Source organism: Nocardia sp. XZ_19_369, assembly GCF_015355715.1.
Classification (GTDB): Bacteria; Actinomycetota; Actinomycetes; order Mycobacteriales; family Mycobacteriaceae; genus Nocardia.
The window spans coordinates 192,862-209,658 of the sequence record NZ_JACVED010000001.1; the positions used below are offsets into that span (position 1 = coordinate 192,862).

18 protein-coding genes and 1 pseudogene are annotated in these 16,797 nt (G+C 66.7%); 7 read left to right on the forward strand and 12 right to left on the reverse strand.

The annotated features are described in order from the left end of the window. Positions 1-169: 169 nt before the first annotated feature. Both mftC and mftA read right to left on the reverse strand, forming a co-directional pair. Positions 170-1,723 (reverse strand): mycofactocin radical SAM maturase, encoded by a 1,554-nt coding sequence (gene mftC / locus IBX18_RS00745; RefSeq protein ID WP_194831898.1) that lies wholly within the window; start codon positions 1,721-1,723, stop codon positions 170-172. A 14-nt stretch (positions 1,724-1,737) separates the two neighbouring features. Next, positions 1,738-1,800: pseudogene (gene mftA / locus IBX18_RS43005) on the reverse strand (mycofactocin precursor MftA); the annotation flags it as partial. Between the two features lie 360 nt (positions 1,801-2,160). Here mftA and mftR2 point away from each other — a divergent pair. Then, positions 2,161-2,799, forward strand: a complete 639-nt coding sequence (gene mftR2, locus IBX18_RS00755; protein ID WP_228540241.1) for a mycofactocin system transcriptional regulator MftR2 — start codon at positions 2,161-2,163, stop codon at positions 2,797-2,799. 61 nt (positions 2,800-2,860) lie between these two features. Beyond that, positions 2,861-3,916 (forward strand): ferredoxin--NADP reductase, encoded by a 1,056-nt coding sequence (locus IBX18_RS00760; RefSeq protein ID WP_194831899.1) that lies wholly within the window; start codon positions 2,861-2,863, stop codon positions 3,914-3,916. A gap of 7 nt (positions 3,917-3,923) precedes the next feature. Here IBX18_RS00760 and IBX18_RS00765 read toward each other — a convergent pair whose 3' ends face one another. From IBX18_RS00765 to IBX18_RS00775, 3 genes are all read right to left on the reverse strand, one after another. Then, positions 3,924-4,664 (reverse strand): DNA alkylation repair protein, encoded by a 741-nt coding sequence (locus IBX18_RS00765; RefSeq protein WP_194831900.1) that lies wholly within the window; start codon positions 4,662-4,664, stop codon positions 3,924-3,926. A gap of 28 nt (positions 4,665-4,692) precedes the next feature. Beyond that, positions 4,693-5,454 (reverse strand): glutamate racemase, encoded by a 762-nt coding sequence (locus IBX18_RS00770; RefSeq protein WP_107659449.1) that lies wholly within the window; start codon positions 5,452-5,454, stop codon positions 4,693-4,695. A gap of 97 nt (positions 5,455-5,551) precedes the next feature. After that, on the reverse strand, positions 5,552-6,763 hold the full coding sequence (locus tag IBX18_RS00775) for an FAD-dependent oxidoreductase (RefSeq protein ID WP_306796081.1): 1,212 nt from the start codon (positions 6,761-6,763) through the stop codon (positions 5,552-5,554). 152 nt (positions 6,764-6,915) lie between these two features. Here IBX18_RS00775 and IBX18_RS00780 point away from each other — a divergent pair, with 152 nt between their 5' ends. The 3 genes from IBX18_RS00780 to IBX18_RS00790 all read left to right on the forward strand — a co-directional run bounded on the left by IBX18_RS00780 (position 6,916) and on the right by IBX18_RS00790 (position 8,984). Further along, positions 6,916-7,275: an SPW repeat protein gene (locus IBX18_RS00780; RefSeq protein WP_147140594.1), complete on the forward strand. Its 360-nt coding sequence runs from the start codon at positions 6,916-6,918 to the stop codon at positions 7,273-7,275. Next, positions 7,275-7,940 (forward strand): TetR/AcrR family transcriptional regulator, encoded by a 666-nt coding sequence (locus IBX18_RS00785; RefSeq protein ID WP_194831901.1) that lies wholly within the window; start codon positions 7,275-7,277, stop codon positions 7,938-7,940. Before IBX18_RS00780 ends, IBX18_RS00785 begins: the two co-directional genes overlap by 1 nt. A gap of 87 nt (positions 7,941-8,027) precedes the next feature. Beyond that, the gene (locus IBX18_RS00790; RefSeq protein ID WP_194831902.1) at positions 8,028-8,984 is read left to right on the forward strand and encodes a type IV toxin-antitoxin system AbiEi family antitoxin domain-containing protein; all 957 of its coding nucleotides are present in this window, start codon (positions 8,028-8,030) and stop codon (positions 8,982-8,984) included. Positions 8,985-9,064: 80 nt separating this feature from the next. On the opposite strand, the gene IBX18_RS00795 is transcribed toward IBX18_RS00790, so the two are convergent. After that, complete coding sequence (locus IBX18_RS00795) at positions 9,065-9,895, reverse strand: alpha/beta fold hydrolase (RefSeq protein WP_194831903.1); 831 nt, start codon at positions 9,893-9,895, stop codon at positions 9,065-9,067. A 147-nt stretch (positions 9,896-10,042) separates the two neighbouring features. On the opposite strand from IBX18_RS00795, the gene IBX18_RS00800 reads away from it, so the two are divergent. Beyond that, positions 10,043-10,708, forward strand: coding sequence for a hypothetical protein (locus tag IBX18_RS00800; protein WP_194831904.1), 666 nt, complete (start codon positions 10,043-10,045; stop codon positions 10,706-10,708). Positions 10,709-10,774: 66 nt separating this feature from the next. Then, positions 10,775-11,029 carry a type II toxin-antitoxin system Phd/YefM family antitoxin gene (locus tag IBX18_RS00805; RefSeq protein WP_194831905.1) on the forward strand — a complete coding sequence of 85 codons (255 nt, stop codon included), beginning with the start codon at positions 10,775-10,777 and terminating at the stop codon, positions 11,027-11,029. Positions 11,030-11,158: 129 nt separating this feature from the next. Here IBX18_RS00805 and IBX18_RS00810 read toward each other — a convergent pair whose 3' ends face one another. The 6 genes from IBX18_RS00810 to IBX18_RS00835 form a co-directional block, all read right to left on the reverse strand. Beyond that, positions 11,159-11,344 carry a hypothetical protein gene (locus tag IBX18_RS00810; RefSeq protein ID WP_194831906.1) on the reverse strand — a complete coding sequence of 62 codons (186 nt, stop codon included), beginning with the start codon at positions 11,342-11,344 and terminating at the stop codon, positions 11,159-11,161. A 191-nt stretch (positions 11,345-11,535) separates the two neighbouring features. Continuing rightward, positions 11,536-12,726: an elongation factor Tu gene (gene tuf, locus IBX18_RS00815; RefSeq protein ID WP_107659457.1), complete on the reverse strand. Its 1,191-nt coding sequence runs from the start codon at positions 12,724-12,726 to the stop codon at positions 11,536-11,538. 150 nt (positions 12,727-12,876) lie between these two features. Beyond that, on the reverse strand, positions 12,877-14,979 hold the full coding sequence (gene fusA, locus IBX18_RS00820; RefSeq protein WP_147140581.1) for an elongation factor G: 2,103 nt from the start codon (positions 14,977-14,979) through the stop codon (positions 12,877-12,879). A gap of 138 nt (positions 14,980-15,117) precedes the next feature. Then, positions 15,118-15,588, reverse strand: a complete 471-nt coding sequence (gene rpsG, locus IBX18_RS00825; RefSeq protein WP_040739280.1) for a 30S ribosomal protein S7 — start codon at positions 15,586-15,588, stop codon at positions 15,118-15,120. 1 nt (position 15,589) lies between these two features. Continuing rightward, the gene (gene rpsL, locus IBX18_RS00830) at positions 15,590-15,964 is read right to left on the reverse strand and encodes a 30S ribosomal protein S12 (protein WP_019049359.1); all 375 of its coding nucleotides are present in this window, start codon (positions 15,962-15,964) and stop codon (positions 15,590-15,592) included. A gap of 269 nt (positions 15,965-16,233) precedes the next feature. Next, positions 16,234-16,785, reverse strand: a complete 552-nt coding sequence (locus IBX18_RS00835) for a DUF3558 domain-containing protein (RefSeq protein WP_107659459.1) — start codon at positions 16,783-16,785, stop codon at positions 16,234-16,236. Positions 16,786-16,797: the final 12 nt, after the last annotated feature.

Here is a 16,797-nt window from a genome sequence, read left to right on the forward strand (position 1 = left end):
TTCCGCATCAAACAGGGCCGTTCGGCCCCCTGACACGTGTTGCGGCAGACGACGAAGCGCCGAGCCGCCGCCGAATCCAGCATCCGGCAACGCAACGGCAATCGGCCGGTCGCGACCGGAATCCGCCCGCCGGACAGCGGGCAGCATCCGATTGGCTACTCCCATCACCTCAGGCGAGCGGGTTCTCGTCGCAGGCCCGCGCGGGTCGGCGTTCAGGTGGAAATACGCTCGGGCGCGTCACGGACAGCGTCAACGGCACCGGCGCGGATGTGCGCGCACCGGCCCGCGGCGTCACCCGCCGGGAGTGGTCGACCGACGAGCGCGGGATCAGCCGCGCCGGGTCGGCCAGCGCCGCCTCGCCGTAGCCCTGGACGCACTCCGGGTCGGGCCCGTCGGCGGGCAGGCCGGTGAAGAACTTGGCCGCCATACAGCCGCCGCGGCACGAGTCGTAGTGGCCGCACGACGCGCAGGCGCCGCCACCGCTCGGCTCACGAAGTTCGGCGAACAACGCCGAGTCGTGCCAGACCGTGCGAAAACCGCCGTCCGACACCACATTTCCGGCGTGGAACCGGTCGTGGATGGCGAACGGGCAGGCGTACACGTCACCGAGCGGGTCGACCAGGCAGACCACCCGGCCCGCGCCGCACATGTTCAAACCGGGCAGCGCCTCGCCGAACGCGGACAGGTGGAAGAACGAGTCGCCGGTGAGCACGCCCTCGCCGTTGCGCACCAGCCAGTCGTAGAGCACCCGCTGCTGCTCCTGGGTCGGATGCAGGTCGTCCCACACGTCCGCGCCGCGGCCGGACGGCCGCAGCCTGGTCAAACGTAAGGTGGCGCCGTACTTTTCGGCGATCGCCCGGAACTCGTCGAGCTGACCGATGTTGTGCCTGGTCGCCACGACGGACAGCTTGGCGTCCCGGAAACCCGCTGCCGCAAGGTTTTCCAGCGCACGGATGGCCATGTCGTAGGAACCGGGCCCGCGCACCGCGTCGTTCACCGCCGCGTCGGCACCGTCCAGCGAAATCTGTACGTCGACATAGTCACTCGCGGCCAACCTGGCAGCGACCTCCGGGGTGATCCGAACCCCGTTGGTGGAGAACTTCACTCCGACATGGTGTGCCGTCGCGTAATCGACCAGCTCCCAGAAGTCCGGGCGCACCGTCGGTTCGCCGCCGCCGATGTTCACGTAGAAGATCTGCATGCGCTCGAACTCGTCGATCAGCGCCTTGCACTGCTCGGTGCTCAGCTCGCGGGGATCGCGGCGGCCGGACGAGGACAGACAGTGCACGCAGGACAGGTTGCAGGCGTAGGTCAGCTCCCAGGTGAGGCAAATCGGTGCGGCCAGGCCGGTTTCGAACCGATCGACCAGCCGCACCGCCGTGTCGGACGGCGGGACCACCCCCGCCGTCGACGATGCCGGAGCCCTGCTCACGGCGGCGGGCGCCACCGGGGCATCGGCGGTCGCACCGACGATCATGTCGGAATCGACCAGCTGTGTCAGGGCTTTCACGTACTGCGCGGCATTCGCGTCGGTGACGCCCGCCGCCCGCATGGCCGTGCGCGCGGTGCCGTGCTCCGGCAGCGACCGCACGATCTCGACGATCCGCGGGCTCTTCAGGAAGGAGAGCTTGCGGGTGCCGAAGTGGTAGAGCAGCGCGCCGAACGGTTCCGGCCGCAAGGCCACCCTCGGATGCAGCTGCCATCGGGTGTCGAGATCGAGCATGGTCGGACCGCCTCTCAGTACACGCCGCACATGCCGTCGATGGACACCTCTTCGATGAGGGTCTCCTCGACCAGCGGTGCGGCGTCCTCGTGTGCCTCGACCGTGCCGACCGGCCCCGAGCGGTCGGTGTCGGCGTGTCCGTTCGATCCGAATTCCGGCATGTCTACCTCCGAGCGAGCGATCCGTGACCGCGGCCACCGATGTAGCCGCCGTCACACGATAACGTCATTCGCTGACAAAATGGAACAGGTTCTTCCTATCGACTTCGGCGCGGCCGGGCTGCCCGGTGCGTGTTCGGGCCTGGTCGGGCCCGACGCGGATGCTCATCGCCGAGGGCCGTCCCGCCCACCCGGGTCCGATGGACGCGCATAGACTTCGGGTGGGAAGTAGCTGAACAGGACGGACGGGCGAACCGCGCCCGCGGTGGTAGAGGTGGCATGGGAGTCGGACGAATGCAGGCGAGCGGAGGCGGCAATACCCTGTCGGAGTCCGAGATCGTCGAGGCGGCGCTGCGCGTGGTGCGCGAGGACGGTGTGGAGAAGTTGTCGATGCGGCGACTGTCCCGCGAACTCGGCGTCTCGCCGATGGCGCCGTACTACTACGTCGCCGACAAGCGCGAGCTGCTCGACCTGGTCGCCACCGCCGCGCTGACCGGAGTACGCACGCCACCACCGGAATCGGGCCCGTGGCAACACCGGCTGCGCGATCTCATCGACCAGATCGACGACAAGCTGCGCAAGCACCCCGGCCTCGGCGATGTGCTGATCGAGCAGATGCTCGGCAAACAGCTGGATCTGATCGCGGCGATCATGGAGATCCTGCTCGAGGCCGGCTTCACCGATCGCAATGTGCTCGCCGCGTACGCGACCATCCACACCTACCTGTTCGGCCGCAGCCGGGTGAACCCGCGCGATCGCGCGCCGCTGTCGGACGTCGCACTGCCCGACGCGGTCGAGCGTGCCACCAAATACATGGCGGACCTGCGCGGCAAGTACGCCTACGACTTCGGCATGGAGGTGCTGATCGCCGGTCTGGAGGCTCAGCTTGTCCGGCAACCGAAGTCCGACGTACGATAAAACTGCAACACGTTCTAGTTTTGGCGCTGTGCAGGCGCCCTGCCAGGTTCGAGAGGACGACATGACCACAGTCGAGGTTCCACACGGCTCGCGTTCGGTCGTACTGCGGGTAGCCGCGGTGATCACCGAGACGACCGATACCTGTTCGCTGGTCTTCGACGTTCCGGACGAACTGGCCGAACGCTTCCGCTACCAGCCCGGCCAGTTCCTCACGCTGCGCATACCCAGTGAGCTGACCGGCTCAGTGGCCCGCTGCTATTCGCTGGCCAGCTCGCCGTACACCGACGACCGGCCGAAGGTCACCGTCAAACGGACCATGGAAGGCTACGGTTCGAACTGGCTGTGCGACAACGTCAAAGCCGGCGACTCGCTCGAAGTGCTGCCGCCCTCAGGGGTTTTCACACCCAAGGACCTCGACGCCGACCTGCTGCTGTTCGGCGCGGGCAGCGGCATCACGCCGGTGATGTCGATCCTGAAGTCGGCGCTCGCCAGGGGCAGCGGCCGAATCGTGTTGGTGTACGCCAATCGCGACCACGACGCGGTCATCTTCGCCGACGAGCTGCGCGAGCTCGCGGACAAGCATCCGCAGCGGCTCACCGTGATCCACTGGCTCGAGCATCTGCAGGGGCTGCCGACCACCGAGGGACTGGCCGCCCTGGTCGGCCCGTATCAGGACTACGAGGCGTTCATGTGCGGGCCCAAGCCGTTCATGGACCGGGTGCACGACGCGCTCGCGCAGCTCGGCGTGCCGCGCTCGCGCACGCATGCCGAGGTGTTCAATTCCCTTGCAGGAGATCCGTTCGCGGATCAGGCGCCGGTCGCGGTGTCCGACGAAGAAGCCGCCGGTGCGGCGACGGTCGAGGTGGAACTCGACGGCGAGGTGCACGAGCTGAAGTGGCCGCGCAAGCAGACGCTGGTGGACATCATGCTGGCCAGGGGCCTCGACGTGCCGTACTCCTGCCAGGAGGGCGAGTGCGGCTCGTGCGCGTGCACCGTGCTAGAGGGCGCGGTGGAGATGGACAACGCCGAGATCCTCGACCCGGAGGACATCGAGAACGGGTACATCCTGGGCTGCCAGGCACATCCGGTGACGGATCACCTCAAGATCCAGTTCTGACGCCCTGCTACTGCGCGCGGTAGTGCGCGCGCAGTTCCGCGTCGAGGTGTTCGGTGGCGTAACTCAGTGCTGTGCGGCCCAATTCGGCCGCATGCTGGTCGAGGAAGCCGGTCAGCAGCCGCTGATCGATGCGCTTGCCGACCTCGCGCAGCATCCAGCCGAGCGCCTTCTGGATGAGGTCGCGCCGGTCGTCGAGGAGGCGCTCGGCCAGCTCGAATGTTGTTGTGGCGTCGCCGGATTTGATGAACGCGAAAGTCGACAGCAGAGCAACCCGGCGCTCCCACAGCGAATCCGCCCCGGCCAGATCGAACAGCAGGTCGCGGGGTTTGTCCGATAGCCAAGGGCCGATGATGTTCTCGGCGGACACGTCGACCAGGTCCCAGTTGTTCACCCGGCCGCGGTGCACGGCGGCCAGATAAATCCGCACCATCTCGGCGCGCGCCGCGTCATCGAAGGTCTTCGGCTTGGCGGCCTTGGCGAACCGGGCGTTGAGGATGACCAGGCCGGCCAGCCGATCCTCGTGCACAGGACTGTCCAGCAGCACGTCGATCTCGTCGAGTGACAGTGCCGCAAAGCGTTTCGCGATGCCGCGCGTCACCGGTACGCGCACGCCGAGGAAGACGTCGCCCTCGCCGTACTCCCCCGGCCCGGTCTTGAAGAACCGCTGCAGATGGATCGCGTCCGCGGGATTCGCGACGGCGACCAGCGCCGCCTGCACGTCCGCGGCGGTCGGCGCGACCTCTGTCATCGCGCGAATCTCCTTCGGGTGCAGCGGTTCACCCCTGGGCACCCAGGATTCTGCCGGATTCGAAGCTGGCCGCGCTGGCCGGCAGCGCACCGGGCCGTCCGCTGTTGCGCACGATCACCGCACCGTTGCCGGGTGTGGGGCGGCCGAGCGCGTCCATCCGCCGGATGGTCTGCGCGGCAACGGCTTGCGCGCTGTCGAAGAGCCGGACCCCGTCGGGCAGGGCGGCGACGATGGAGTCGATCACCAGCGGATAGTGGGTACAACCGAGGACTACGCCTTCGACGTCGTCGGGGGTCTGCTCCACGGCGCGGGCGATGGATTCGCGCGCCGCGACCAGGTCACCCCGGTCGATCGAGTCCGCGAGACCGTGACAGGCCACGCCGACCACATCGGCGTCGCCGCCGAACTTGGCGATCAGATCCGCCTGATACCGGCTCGCGGTGGTCGCGGCGGTGGCCCAGACCGCCACCGAGCGGCAGACCGCGGCCGCCGGTTTGATCGCGGGCACGGTGCCGATGACCGGCACATCCGGCCCGACCTCCACCCGCACATGCTCCAACGCGGTGACGCTGGCGGTATTGCACGGAATCACGATCACTTCCGCGCCGAGCCCGATCGAGGTCCGGGCCGTCTCGACCACGCGGTCGATCGTCCACTGCTCGGGTTTCGGTCCCCATGGTGCGCCGTCGGGGTCCAATTGCAGCAGCAGATCCACGTCCGGCCGCAGCTTGCGCAGCCAAGCGGATGTGGGCAGCAGCCCGAGACCCGAATCGATGAGCGCGACGATCACAGAGACAACCGTATTACAGTGCCCGGCCGGGTCCCGCGCGGCAGCAGCCCGATCGTCCGTCCGGCGACGCAGCCGGGGTACTTCCCGGCGTCCGAACTCAGCTGGGGGTGAGCAGTTCCGACACCGGTGCGCCCGCGGCGATCTTGGCTCTGGTCTTCATCACCTGGGCCGTCATGCCCGCACCGACCACACCGGTGAGCTTGCCGTCCTGGGCGTAGTAGGCGAGGAATTTGCGACCGTCGTCGACGACGAGATGCACCTCGTCGGTGGCCGTCGGCGTGCCGAGCGCCTGAATCTTCACCTCGTACTGGTCACTCCAGAAGTACGGGACCCTGGCCGCGGTCGGCGGGGCGGCGCCGAGCATTGCGCTGGCCACCAGACGGGCCTGTTCGCCCGCATTGGTCCAGTGTTCGACCCGCTTACGGTGGCCGGTGTCGTGCAGCCAGGCCGCGACGTCACCGACCGCCCAGACGCGGTCGGCCGAGGTGCGGCCCACCTCGTCGGCCAGTACCCCACCGCCCGCCGCCGGGTCGGCGAGGGCGATGCCGGAATCGGTGAGCCATTCGGTCACCGGGCGCGAGCCGATGCCGATCACCACCAGGTCGGCGGCGACCTCGGAGCCGTCGGCGAGGAGGGCGCCGCGCACCCGGCCGTCGTCGGCGAGCAGCGTGTCCAGCCCGGTGCCGCAGCGCAGGTCGACGCCTTCGTCGCGGTGCAGCCTGGCCACCAGCGCGCCGACCTGTTCGCCGAGGACCGAGGCGAGCGGGGTCGATTGCGGCTCGACCAGCACCACCGCGATGCCGCGGCTGCGGAAGCTGGCCGCGAGCTCGCAGCCGATGAAGCCGGCGCCGACCACGAGTGCCGTTGTCGCCTCGGCCAATTCGGTGCGCAGCGCGGTGGCGTCGGCGTGACCGCGCAGCACGTGCACACCCTGCGCGTCCGGCAGGCCGGGCAGCAGGCGCGGGCGCAGGCCGGTGGCGATGATCAGCTGGTCGTAGCCGAGGGTCGAACCGTCGGCCAGACGTACCTGCCGCGCGGTGGTGTCGACGCCGGTCGCGGCGGTATCCAGGCGCAGATCGATCTGCTTCTCGGTGAAGAACTCGCCGGGACGCAGGGTGGTGTCGTCGGTTTCACCGCGGACGAACTGCTTGGACAGCGGCGGCCGGTCGTACGGCAGGCGGGACTCGTCGCCGAGCAGGATCAGCCCGCCCTCGTACCCGGCGCGGCGCAGTTCCTCGGCGGTGCGCAGGCCGGCGAGCCCGGCGCCGACGATCACGATCGGCGCGGCGTCTGTTGCGGAAGGTGACACGCAGCTCACCCTAACGTCTGCTTGGTTCCGCGCCGGAGTGAACCCGATCACTCGGCGGTGGCGTGCAATCGTAGCCGTTCAGGTATTGATCGGGCGGTCAATCAGGTCTATACCGAAGGAAGGACATATTCCTGAGCCCAAGGAGGCACATCATGTTCACCGAAAGCCGCGCACAGGACTTCCTCGCCGTAGTGCTGGGGATCTTCGCCGCGCTCTCACCCCTGTGGCTGGAGACCACCGACAAAGCGATGTGGTCGCTGATCGTGCTGGGCGTGCTGATCGCCCTCACCGGCCTCACGCAGATGTACCGGCCCGCGCTCGGCACCAACGCCGACTACGCGATGGGTCTTTTCGGCGTGTTGCTGTTCATTTCCCCATGGGCCATGGACTTCACGGATTACCGCGGCGCATCCTGGACCGCATGGGTAGTCGGGGTAGTGACGGCGGTGGTCGCGGTAGCGGCGCTGCCGACGGTGTCGGGACGGCTGCACGGCGCGGCGACCCACCACTGATGCAGATGCCGAAACCCGGTCGCCGAGCCGCGGCTCAGCGACCGGGCAAGGAACCGAGGGCCGGGCGGCGGCGCAGCGCGAAAGTCGACGGCGACGCCCGGCAACTCATTCTGGACGCCGCCGAAAAGCTTTTCGCGGCACAGGGATTCGATGCCACCGCGACAGCGGCCATCGCGGGCGCCGCCGAGGTGCCCAAAGGCCTTGTCTTCTACTACTTTCCGACCAAGGATTCGATCCTGTCGGCGCTGATGGACGAGCGGGTGCCGGTGCACCCGATCGACGACATCGACACCGTGGTCGCGCCCGGCGATCCGGCCGCCAGCCTGGTCGCCCTCGATGCCGCACTCAACCTGCGCGATCACCATTCCTCGGTGCTGCGGGTGATCATGTGGCGCGAGGCCGACACCCATCCCGATGTCCGGCGCCAATTGCGCCAACTGCGTGACCAATTGCTGGATGTCACCGCGCGGGTATTGCAGGCCAGCGCGCCGGCCCCGGTGCGCCCCGGCACGCTGCGCGCCTGCGCCGCCGCCTGGGTCTCGGCCATGTTCGCCATCGCGAGCACCGACCGATTGCACGCACTGGACGGTGTGCCCATCCCGTCCGCCGAAGACGTGCTGAATGTCGCTCGGGTGGTCGCCGCGGGCATGACCCAGCTCGGCTGACCTCCGAAGTTATCCACAGGGTGCGTGTTATCCACATTCGGCGGATGGTGGGTATTGCGCGGCGTCGGCTTCGGTCAGGATCGCGGTATGGACGCACCGCAACTGATCTCGCGCAGGCAAGCCTTGGTCGCCGGGATGTCCGACAGCCAATTGCAGCGCCTCTGCCGCTCCGGAAAATGGCAGCGGATCCGCGCCGGGCACTATGTGAACGCGCCGCAGCCGGCGCTCACCCCGGCGGGCCGCCATCTGATGCTGGTGCTCGCGATGTGCGAGGCGATGTCCGATGACGCTGTCGCGAGCCATTGTTCGGCGTTGGTGCTGCACGGCTTGCCGACCTGGTCGCTCCCGCTCGAGCGGGCACACGTCACGCGCGACCGAATCGCCGGTGGGCGGATCCGGAAGCAGCTGGTCCTGCATTCGGCGCAACTGACGCCGGACGAGATCACCCTGATCAACGGGGTTCGGGTGACCACCGCGCCGCGGACGGTCTTCGATATCGCGCGCTCGGCAGGTTTCGAACACGCGGCCGTCTGCGGCGACAGCGCGCTGCGCCAAGGACTGACCACCGCCGACGCATTGGGCGAGCATCTCCGGCGGGCGGCGCACCGTCGCGGATCTCGGCAGGCCGCTCGGGCCATCGAGTTCCTGGACGGGCGCAGTGAGAGCGTCGGTGAGTCGCGGAGCCGGGTGGCCTTTCATGAAAGCGGTTTGCCCGCGCCGGAATTGCAGGCGCGGGTCTTCACCGACGATGAGGTGTGTGTCGGGCGGGTCGACTTTCTGTTCGACGGATTGGGTGTGATCGGCGAATTCGAGGGGCAGAGCGAGCAGCGCAGTGAATTGAGCGGTGCGCGCCTGCCCGCACAGTGGACGGTTGCGGCACAGGACCAGGACGACCAATTACGCGCACTCGGGTGGGAGGTGGTCCGCTGGACCTGGAGCGACCTGGATGACCCTGCGCAGCTTGCCGAACGCATCCGCGCCGCCGCCGCGGTCGCGGGACGCGCTCACCGCACCGGGCATTGGATTCCGACGCCGTGGAGTTGAGCTGATGTGTGCTTGCCGAGTGGCCGCCGACGGGCAGTAAGTCCGGAAGCGGGAGTGCCGCATGCCCGCCGGCAATGCGGTCAGGGCGCGAGTGGGGTTGGGGAGGTGAGGAATTCGCTGACGTCGCGAGCGAACTGAGCGTGCTTGACGACACCCATGTGGCTGGTGCCGGGGTAGACGATCAGGCGTGAGTTGGGGATACCGTCGGCGGTGTGGCGGAAGTTCTCGGTGCTGTAGGCCGCGTCGCGTTCACCGCCGAGGACCAGGGTCGGTGCGGTGATCTCGGCGAGGCGGTCGGACAGGTCGAACTCGTCTTCGGCGCGGACGAAGGCGAGGGTGTCCGCCGGGTTCTTCGGACGGCCCAGCGGGTCGATCAGCCACATGCCCGCACCGGCCAACCGGGCGACCAGCCGCGACGAGGCGGTGATCGGCGCCAGGTGATGCAGTGCGCGCCGACCCGCGAACGCCGCTTCGCCGTAGCGGATCTGGGCCTGCTTGGCGAGCGGGTCCAAGCGGTAGCCGGACGAGGCGATAACCAAGCGGCGGACGGCACCCGGATGATCCGCCGCCAGCTGCAGCGCCAACGATCCGCCGGACGACACACCGAGCACATCCACCGGCTCACCGAACTCGGCCTGCAACGCGTCCGCGTGCTGGGCCGCGATCTCGCCCATCGTGGTGCCCTCGGGCATCCCCGGCGCCCGATTCACCGCGTAGACGCGGAAGTGCCACGCCAACGGCGTCAGCATCTTGATCTCCGAATTACGCATCCAACCGCTCGGATTCGCGTGGTCCGGCGTGAACCAGCGCAGGAACACCAGTGGCCGCCCCGCACCCAGCGCTAGATAGGGCAGCCCGTGCCGCAGCGCCACCTCGGCGATGTCGAGCTCAGCGGCGAGGTTCTTGCTCATCACGTTCCTCCGATGATCCGGTGTTGTTCGCATTTCGACGCTAACGGACCCGACCGACGTTCCGCGATAACCTCCGAGGTCATCGAATCACCTCCCGGCCCGACCGTGGCCGGAACATGTTGCGCCACAATGGCTAGTCTGGAAGCCATGCGAATCGCGGCACTCGCTGCCTTGATCTTGGCGCTGAGCGCCTGTTCCCAATCCACCTCGGGCCAACCACAGCCCGCCCCCGGCCCACCACCGGCGACCTCGACCACGGCCGCGCCGCCCTCGACACCGGCCAGCCCGGAAAGCCGATTGAAGGACCGGATCGCCTGGGTCCAAGCGGGCAACGAGGTCGACCCGAGCCGCTACCACTCCGCGAGCACGGGCACCGGCGCCGCCGCCGACCTGAAGAGCGATATCGCCTTCATCAGCCCCTCCGGAAAAATCAGCTGCATCACCGGAACCGCCTATCAGCTGGACGGATTCAACTGTGTAGTGAAACTGAAGACCCCTGTCCCCAAGCCGCACGAGGGTTTCGGCAACTGGGACGGCGGCTACGTCAACTACTCCGCGAAAACCCTGACCGTAGGCCAATTCCGCGGCGACCCAGGCCTTTTCATCCACGGCGACGGCCAAACCCTCCCCTACGACAGCAAACTCACCTTCGGCGACTACACCTGCCGCATCGCCACCGACGGCCTCACCTGCGTCAACCCCACCACCCGCACCGGCGTCCACATGAGCGACGACGCCATCGTCCCCTTCGGCTGCCTCCGCGAAACCCAATCACCCCCCGACTCCCCAGTCGGCCGAACCTACACCTGCTGATCGCCCCACCGCCGAACCGATTGTGGTTAGAGCTACCTATAGACATATGACAACAAGGAGGCGGCGGTGGAGGTCGGAGTACGCGAACTACGGGACAGCTTAAGCAGTTACTTGGCAGAGGTTCGTGCCGGACGGACCGTGACTGTCACTGACCACGGTCAACCAATCGCTCGAATCGTCCCTAACGGACGACTTACCAGGTCGGAGCCGCCCCGGGGAGAACGGCGGGTTCAACCCGCACGTACTCGCAAGCAGCCTGCGCCCCAGCCGATCCAAGGCCACGGCACGGTGAGCGAACTGATTGGTGACCAACGCCGATGATCGGCTGCATCGACCGACCCGTCTCAACGACGGGGAATATGCGGCACGCCTGCGACTCTTGGACAACTCTGGCACAAAACCAAGGTCGACAATGCGCCGGTATTGCGCACGACGGAACTGGCCGGCCAGCTAGACCGCCACCATGTCCCACCCACAACCACCGTCCACGCCCAGCGGGACACCACGGCGGCATCCATCGAGTAGACCCGCCACCATGTCCCACTCGCGAATGCCGTCCTTGTCCAACGGGACATCACGGCGGCATTTGGGACTTCGAGGCAGGGCGTAGCGCTGCGCGGATACGATGCGGTCCATTGCGCCTCTGCCGAGCAGATGGAAGACACCGACACTGTGGCCGCCTCCGGCCACAGCCGCCTATTGGCAGCCTGGAAGTCCCTCGGCGTGGCCACATTCGACACGAACGCACCCGCGGACTAGCCCCCCGAAACGCTGAACGGCGCCGCTCCTTTCGGAGCGGCGCCGTTCAGTTTCAGTGATTCAGGAAATCACTTGATGATCTTCGTGACGCGACCGGCGCCGACGGTGCGGCCACCTTCACGGATCGCGAAACGCAGGCCCTCTTCCATGGCGATCGGCTGGATCAGCACGACCGACATTTCGGTGTTGTCGCCCGGCATAACCATCTCGGTGCCCTCGGGGAGGGTCACAACGCCCGTCACGTCAGTCGTACGGAAGTAGAACTGGGGACGGTAGTTGTTGAAGAACGGCGTGTGCCGGCCGCCCTCGTCCTTGGACAGGATGTAGGCCTGGCCCTCGAACTCGGTGTGCGGGGTGGTGGTGCCCGGCTTCACGATGACCTGGCCGCGCTCGACATCTTCGCGCTTGATGCCACGAACCAGCAGACCGACGTTGTCGCCGGCCTGGCCCTGGTCGAGCAGCTTGCGGAACATCTCGATACCGGTGACCGTGGTCTTGGTCGAGGTCGGCTTGATGCCGACGATCTCGACTTCCTCGTTCACGTTGACGATGCCGCGCTCGACGCGACCGGTGACGACGGTGCCACGACCGGTGATCGTGAACACGTCCTCGACCGGCATCAGGAACGGCTTCTCGGTGTCGCGGACCGGGTCCGGGATCGACTCGTCGACAGCGTTCATCAGCTCAACGATGGACTCGGTCCACTTCGGGTCGCCCTCGAGCGCCTTCAGGCCGGAGACGCGCACGACCGGCGCGTCCTCGTCGAACTCCTGGGCGGCCAGCAGTTCGCGGACCTCCATCTCGACGAGCTCGAGGATTTCCTCGTCGTCGACCATGTCCGACTTGTTCAGCGCGACCAAGATGTAGGGCACGCCGACCTGACGGGCGAGCAGCACGTGCTCGCGGGTCTGCGGCATCGGGCCGTCGGTCGCGGCGACCACGAGGATGGCACCGTCCATCTGCGCCGCACCGGTGATCATGTTCTTGATGTAGTCAGCGTGACCCGGAGCGTCGACGTGCGCGTAGTGGCGCTTCTCCGTCTGGTACTCGACGTGGGAGATGTTGATCGTGATACCACGAGCCTTCTCCTCCGGCGCCTTGTCGATCTGATCGAACGCGAACGCGGCGTTCAGATCCGGGTACTTGTCAGCCAGCACCTTGGTGATCGCTGCGGTCAGCGTGGTCTTGCCGTGGTCGACGTGACCGATGGTGCCGATGTTGACGTGCGGCTTCGTCCGCTCGAACTTCGCCTTCGCCACTGTGGTGTCCTCCTGGACTTGTTGGTGCGTGCAGTTGCAGCAGTGCGGTTATTACTGGGGTCGTACTGACTCCCGGCTGGCGGGGCAAGTGCTTGATGGCTTACCCCCGAAGGGCTTGCCGCAAGTCTCGCACTTGCTCCGCCGGTGTTGTTACTCGCCGGTCGCCTTGGCGATGATCTCCTTCGACACGTTGGCCGGAACCTCCGCGTACGAGTCGAACACCATGGAGTAGTTCGCTCGGCCCTGGGTCTTCGACCGCAGGTCACCGATGTAACCGAACATCTCCGAGAGCGGAACCAGCGCCTTGACGACACGGGCACCACTGCGTTCCTCCATGGCCTGGATCTGGCCACGGCGGGAATTCAGGTCGCCGATCACATCGCCCATGTACTCCTCGGGCGTGATGACCTCGACCGCCATGAGCGGCTCGAGGATCACCGGACCGGCCTTACGGGCCGCTTCCTTCAGGGCCTGCGAGCCGGCGATCTTGAAGGCCATTTCCGACGAGTCGACGTCGTGGTACGCGCCGTCGAGCAGAACGACCTTCAGGTTCACCAGCGGGTAGCCCGCGAGCACACCGTACTGCATGGCATCCTGCGCACCGGCGTCCACCGAAGGGATGTACTCGCGCGGCACGCGGCCACCGGAGACCTTGTTCTCGAACTCGTAGGTCGCGCCGTCCTCGCCGACGAACGGCTCGACGGCGATGATGACCTTCGCGAACTGGCCGGAGCCACCGGTCTGCTTCTTGTGGGTGAACTCGAGCTTCTCGACCTTCTTGGTGATCGTCTCGCGGTAGGCCACCTGCGGCTTGCCGACGTTCGCCTCGACCTTGAACTCGCGACGCATGCGGTCGACGAGGATGTCGAGGTGGAGCTCGCCCATGCCGCCGATGACGGTCTGGCCGGTCTCCTGGTCGAGCTTGACCGAGAAGGTCGGGTCCTCTTCCGAGAGACGCTGGATCGCGGTGCCCAGCTTCTCCTGGTCGGACTTGGTCTTCGGCTCGATGGAGACCTCGATGACCGGGTCCGGGAAGGTCATGGACTCGAGCACGATCTGGTTCTGCGGATCGCACAGGGTGTCACCGGTGGTGGTGTCCTTGAGGCCGATCACCGCGTAGATGTGACCTGCCGAGGCAGCCGGAACCGGGTTCTCCTTGTTGGAGTGCATCTGGAACAGCTTGCCCAGACGCTCCTTCTTGCCCTTGGTCGAGTTGATGACCTGGGCGCCGGAGTCGACCTTGCCGGAGTACACCCGGACGTAGGTCAGCTTGCCGAAGAAGGGGTGCACCGCGATCTTGAACGCCAGGGCCGCGAACGGCTCGTCGGCGCTCGGCTTGCGGGTCAGCAGCTCCTCTTCCTTGCCGGGCACGTGGCCGGTGGTGGCCTCCACGTCCAGCGGCGAGGGCAGGTAGTCGATGACCGCGTCGAGCATGGGCTGAACGCCCTTGTTCTTGAACGCCGAGCCACAGAGCACCGGGTAGATCTCGGAGTTGACCGTGAGCTTGCGGATCGCGCCCTTGATCTCCTCGAGCGAGAGCTCTTCGCCGCCGAAGAACTTCTCCAGCAGCGCCTCGTCGGACTCCGCGACGGTCTCCAGCAGTTCCTGACGGTACTGCTCGGCCCGCTCTTTCAGATCCTCGGGGATCTCGACGACCTCGTACTCTTCGCCGAGCTTGGTCTCGCCCCGCCAGACTTTGGCGTTGTTCTCGACCAGGTCGACGATGCCCTCGAAGGTGTCCTCAGCGCCGATCGGCAGCTGGATGACCAACGGCTTGGCACCGAGGCGGTCCTTGATGGTCTGCACGGTGAAGTAGAAGTCCGCGCCGAGCTTGTCCATCTTGTTGACGAAGCAGATTCGCGGCACGTCGTACTTGTCGGCCTGACGCCACACCTGCTCGGACTGCGGCTCGACACCTTCCTTGCCGTCGAACACCGCAACGGCGCCGTCGAGCACGCGCAGCGACCGCTCCACCTCGACGGTGAAGTCGACGTGCCCGGGGGTGTCGATGATGTTGATCTGGTTGTCGTTCCAGAAGCACGTGGTAGCCGCGGAGGTGATGGTGATACCACGCTCCTGCTCCTGCTCCATCCAGTCCATGGTGGCCGCGCCATCATGAACCTCACCGATCTTGTAGGTGATGCCGGTGTAGAAGAGGATGCGTTCGGTTGTGGTCGTCTTGCCCGCATCAATGTGGGCCATGATGCCGATGTTGCGGACCTTGTTCAGGTCGGTGAGCACGTCCTGTGCCACGGAAATCTTCCCCGCTCGTAGCTAGATGGGATTTTCGGGGACGACCCTGTGGTCGTCTCTATGTCAACGCCGGAAGCGGCAGGTTGGTGCCGCGCCGACAGTGTGCCTCCCGACCCCAGACGATGGGCCGGGCAGACGTCACCAGCGGTAGTGCGCGAAGGCCCGGTTCGACTCGGCCATCTTGTGGGTGTCCTCACGACGCTTCACCGAAGCACCGAGGCCGTTGCTGGCATCGAGGAGCTCATTGGCCAGACGCTCGACCATGGTCTTCTCGCGGCGAGCGCGGGAGTAGTTGACCAGCCAGCGCAGGGCCAGCGTGTTGGAACGGCCCGGACGAACCTCGACGGGCACCTGGTAGGTGGCACCACCGACGCGGCGGGGCTTGACCTCGAGGGCAGGCTTGACGTTGTCCAGCGCGCGCTTGAGGGTGACGACCGGATCGGTGCCGGTCTTCTCGCGCGCCTGCTCCAGCGCGCCGTAGACGATGCGCTCGGCCGTGGACTTCTTGCCGTCCAGCAGGATCTTGTTGACCAGCTGAGTGACCAGCGGGGACCCGTAGACCGGGTCGTTGATCAGCGGACGCTTGGGTGCGGGGCCCTTGCGTGGCATATCAGCTCTTCTCCTTCTTGGCGCCGTAACGGCTGCGGGCCTGCTTGCGGTTCTTCACACCCTGGGTGTCGAGCGAGCCACGGATGATCTTGTAACGCACACCGGGAAGGTCCTTCACACGGCCGCCACGAACGAGCACCATCGAGTGCTCCTGCAGGTTGTGGCCCTCGCCCGGGATGTAGGCCGTGACCTCGACCGCGCTGGTCAGGCGAACGCGCGCGACCTTACGCAGCGCGGAGTTCGGCTTCTTCGGGGTCGTGGTGTACACGCGAGTGCACACGCCACGACGCTGCGGGCTGCCCTTGAGCGCCGCGGTCTTCGTCTTGGAGACCTTGTCGCGGCGACCCTTGCGGACCAGCTGGTTGATGGTTGGCATAGACCGGCTTTCCTTATTAGTTACGCGGTGTCTGGAACTTCATGTCTTTGTCATCGAGCTTTCACTCGCACGTCCGGCCACGTTTCACGTGCCCCGAGGTCGGGCGTGTCGCGCGTGGTGTAGGGCCCGAAATGCGGGCACGCTGGAGGTGTCAGCCGCTTTCGCTGGCCTACGGTCACGCACGAACTTGCCCGTATGCTTCCGGGCACAGCGATCCACGATACTCGTGGTCGCGACACAGGGTCAAAGCGGGGTGGCTGGAGACCCCGCTACCTGGCCAGGTTCAGCGTCAACTCTACGAGTTTCTTGGCGCCCGCGCACGGATCCGGATGCGCCGAGCCGGGCCGATAGTTGATCCAGAAGCCGATCACACCCTGATCCGCGGCCCCCGCGCTGACGCCACAGGAGTCCGGATCGTTCGGCCGCCGCGTCTCCAACCCGCGCCGCCCCTGCACGGTGATGTTGTTGGTCAGGTAACCCAACTTGTCGTTGGTGGTCTTCTCGTTGTTCAGCGAGCCGATCTCGTACCAGTTCAGGGTCACCATGGCGCTGCTCGAACCCTGCACGTCCCACATGCAGACCGCGCCGTAGAAGGACTGCATCGCCATGGCGCCCTGGCTCACCGCGTCGCCGACCTGGTTCAGTGAGACGATGTCGCATTCGCGCAACAGCTTGTCGAAGTTGGTGTTCACCGACTCCCCGGTCCCCGAACCGGCGGGATGTGCCGAACCGCTCACCGTCTGACCGCAACCGGCGACGGTCACCGCTAGGGCCGACACGGCGGCCGCCGTGAGTATGGCGCGAGCGCGACGCAGCTGCATTGCCGTCCTCCC